At 73.2% G+C, this 3,421-nt stretch carries 4 protein-coding genes; all 4 read left to right on the top strand.

All coding sequences use genetic code 11. From position 1 onward, the window contains the following. The first annotated feature begins 76 nt into the window (after positions 1-76). The 4 genes from L1885_RS25730 to L1885_RS25715 all read left to right on the top strand — a co-directional run bounded on the left by L1885_RS25730 (position 77) and on the right by L1885_RS25715 (position 3,358). Positions 77-673, top strand: a complete 597-nt coding sequence (locus tag L1885_RS25730; protein WP_235799561.1) for a DUF5998 family protein — start codon at positions 77-79, stop codon at positions 671-673. Next, positions 670-1,878 carry an alkaline phosphatase family protein gene (locus tag L1885_RS25725; RefSeq protein WP_235799560.1) on the top strand — a complete coding sequence of 403 codons (1,209 nt, stop codon included), beginning with the start codon at positions 670-672 and terminating at the stop codon, positions 1,876-1,878. Before L1885_RS25730 ends, L1885_RS25725 begins: the two co-directional genes overlap by 4 nt. A 90-nt stretch (positions 1,879-1,968) precedes the next feature. After that, positions 1,969-2,619: a thymidine kinase gene (locus L1885_RS25720; protein WP_235799559.1), complete on the top strand. Its 651-nt coding sequence runs from the start codon at positions 1,969-1,971 to the stop codon at positions 2,617-2,619. A 169-nt stretch (positions 2,620-2,788) separates the two neighbouring features. After that, entirely contained in the window at positions 2,789-3,358 is a 570-nt protein-coding gene (locus L1885_RS25715; RefSeq protein WP_235799558.1) for an NADPH-dependent FMN reductase, read from the top strand. Positions 3,359-3,421 lie beyond the last annotated feature (63 nt).

The following is a 3,421-nucleotide window of genomic DNA, read 5'->3' as shown; positions in this document are numbered from 1 at the left end:
CGGGCCCGCCGGGGACCCGCCCCCGGCCGGGCCGCGCGGTGCTCCGGCGCCGCTGCGGCCCCCGTAGGATGGGCGCATGGCGAAGACCGGCACGACGACCCAGGGGCTGCGCACGGCGATCGAGCGCAGCGGCTACTACCCCGCACTCGTGGCCGAGGCGGTGGAGGCCGCCGTCGGCAGCGAGCGGATCGCGTCGTACCTGGTGCACCAGGAGACCACGTTCGACTCCAACGAGGTGCGCCGGCACGTCACCGTCCTCGTACTGACCGAGCACCGGTTCATCGTCAGCCACACCGACGAGCAGGCCGCCGACTCGGACTCGCCCACGCCCTACGCGACGACGTCCACCGAGTCCGTGAAGCGGGACCGGATCTCCTCCGTCGTGGTCAGCCGGGTCGTCTCCAACCCCGAGTCGTACACCCCCGGCTCGCTGCCCCGCGAGGTCGTCCTGACCATCGGCTGGGGAGCCGTCTCCCGCATCGACCTGGAGCCCGCCGCCTGCGGAGACCCCAACTGCGAGGCGGACCACGGCTACACGGGCAACTCCACCGCCGACGACCTGAGTCTGCGGGTGAGCGAGGCGGGCGACGGCATCGACGCCGTCAAGGAGACCCTCGCCTTCGCGCAGGCGCTGTCCGAGGCCACGGCGAACCCGGCGACCGGCCGCGCATGACCGACCGCGCGCAACGGCCGGACGCCGCGGGCGAGTCCGGGCCGCTGGATCCCGCCACGGCGCCGCTGCCCGCGTACGGGTCGGGATCGCTCGCCGACCTGCTGCCCACCCTCGTCGCGGGGCAGGGCGTGCCCGGCTTCACCGCCACCCTCCCCGAGCTGGCCCCCGCCGACCGCAACTGCGTCTTCCTGATCGACGGCCTCGGCTGGGAGCAGATCTCGGCGCACCCCGACGAGGCGCCGTTCCTGCACTCGCTCCTCGGCACCTCGCGCGGGGGCAGCGGCCGTCCCCTCACCGCGGGTTTCCCCTCCACGACCGCCACCTCGCTCGCGTCCGTCGGCACGGGCACGGTGCCCGGCGCGCACGGGCTGCTCGGCTACACGGTCCGCGACCCGGCGACGGGCGCGCTGATGAACCAGCTGCGCTGGAAGCCGTGGACGGAACCGCACGCCTGGCAGCCGCACACCACCGTCTTCCGGGCCGCGCACGCGGCGGGCGTGCACACCGCCCAGGTCTCGTCCCCTGCGTTCGAGTCCACGCCGCTCACGCAGATCGCGCTCAGCGGGGGGACGTTCCGCGGCAGGCTCGCGGGGGAGGAGCGCGTCGACCTCGCCGCCGAGCAGCTCGCCGCCGGTGACCGCTCGCTGGTCTACACGTACTACAGCGAGGTCGACAGCAAGGGCCACCGCTTCGGCATGGACTCGGACGCCTGGCGCGGGCAGGTGAGGTACGTGGACGAACTCGCCCGCCGGCTCGCCGAGCAACTGCCGCCCCGCTCGGCCCTGTACGTCACCGCCGACCACGGCATGATCGACATCCCGTTCGACGAGGACTCGCGCATCGACTTCGACGAGGACTGGGCGCTGCGCGCGGGCGTCGCGCTCCTCGGCGGCGAGGGCAGGGCGCGCCACGTCTACGCGGTGCCCGGCGCGGCGGCCGACGTGCTCGCCGTCTGGCGCGACGTGCTCGGCGAGCAGTTCTGGGTGGCGAGCCGGGACGAGGCGATCGCCGCCGGGTGGTTCGGCCCTCCGGCCGCCGTCGAGGCGCGCACCCACGGCCGCATCGGCGACGTGGTGGCGGCGGCGCGCGACGACGTCGTGGTGACGGCGTCCGAGCGCGAACCGCGCGAGTCGGCCATGGTCGGCATGCACGGCTCGATGACCCCTGTCGAGCAGCTGGTCCCCCTCCTCGAAGTACGCTCCTAGAGCCGCGCGTCCGGCCCGCGCCCGAAAACGGCGGGTGCGCCCGCCGGCCGCGCACGAGCCCGCCCGTCCCCGAAAGGTTTCCCTCCCCCCATGCCTGAGCTGGTGTTCTTCTCCGGAACGATGGACTGCGGAAAGAGCACCCTGGCTCTCCAGATCGGCCACAACCGCTCGGCCCGCGGCCTCCAGGGCGTGATCTTCACGCGGGACGACCGGGCGGGGGAGGGCAAGCTCTCCTCGCGCCTGGGCCTCGTCACCGACGCCGTGGAGGCGGTCGAGGACATGGACCTGTACGCGCACGTGGTCGAACTGATCACGCGGGGCGGCCGGGTCGACTACGTGATCGTGGACGAGGCCCAGTTCCTGCTGCCCGGTCAGATCGACCAGCTCGCCCGGATCGTGGACGACCTGGAACTCGACGTCCACGCCTTCGGCATCACCACGGACTTCCGCACGAAGCTCTTCCCCGGCTCCCAGCGGCTGATCGAACTCGCGGACCGGGTCGAGGCGCTGCAGGTGGAGGCGCTGTGCTGGTGCGGGGCCCGCGCCACCCACAACGCCCGCACGGTGGGCGGCGTGATGGTCGTCGAGGGCGCGCAGGTCGTGGTCGGGGACGTGGACCGCCCCGCCGGCGAGGTCGGCTACGAGGTGCTCTGCCGGCGCCACCACCGCCGCCGCACCACGGCCGCCACCGCGAAGGCCGGGACGCTCTCGCCCGACGTGTTGCCCGTCACGTCCTCCTGAGCGGGGAGTTCACGGCGCGAACGGGTGTTCGCCGCGGGAAACAGGGGGTTCACGGCGGCATTCGGCGCGCGTACACTAGTTGAACTCGCAACAAGTGGAGTCGACGCAATCGTCATCGCCCGCGGCGCGCGGCCCCGCCCGCCACCGCGCACGCAACCGAGGAGCACGTATGCCGAAGCTGGGGATCATCATCGCGAGCACCCGCCCCGGACGGGTCGGTCTGCCCGTGGCCCAGTGGGTGGAGAAGGAGGCCCGGGCGCACGCGGGCTTCGACGAGGTGGACCTGATCGACCTCGCCGAGGTCGGCCTGCCGTTCATGGACGAGCCCAACCACCCGCGGCTCGGGCAGTACACGCACCAGCACACCCGCGACTGGAGCGCCCGCGTCGAGCCCTGCGACGCCTTCGTCTTCGTCATGCCCGAGTACAACTACGGCTACAACGCCGAGCTGAAGAACGCGCTCGACTTCCTGCACGGCGAATGGCGCTACAAGCCCGTCGGCCTGGTCAGCTACGGCGGCGTCGCGGCCGGCACGCGGGCCGCCCAGATGATCAAGCAGGTCGTCACCACCCTCAAGATGACGCCGGTCTTCGAGGCCGTCTCCATCCCGTTCGTCCAGCAGTTCCTGGACGACGAGGCCGCCTTCACGCCGAACGAGATGCTCGAGGGCTCCGCGAAGGCCATGTTCGACGAACTCGTCCGCAACGAGGCGGCCCTGCGCCCGCTGCGCAGCGCCTGACCGGGGCTGTCCCGGCCGGGCGGGCCCGCCCCGCCGGCCGCCGGGCCCGCCCCGCGGACCACG

This window comes from Streptomyces fuscigenes, assembly GCF_021556455.1.
GTDB classification, from domain to species: domain Bacteria; phylum Actinomycetota; class Actinomycetes; order Streptomycetales; family Streptomycetaceae; genus Streptomyces; species Streptomyces fuscigenes.
The sequence above is the reverse complement of the archived record's forward strand: the minus strand, read 5'-3'. Positions and strand labels throughout refer to the sequence as shown.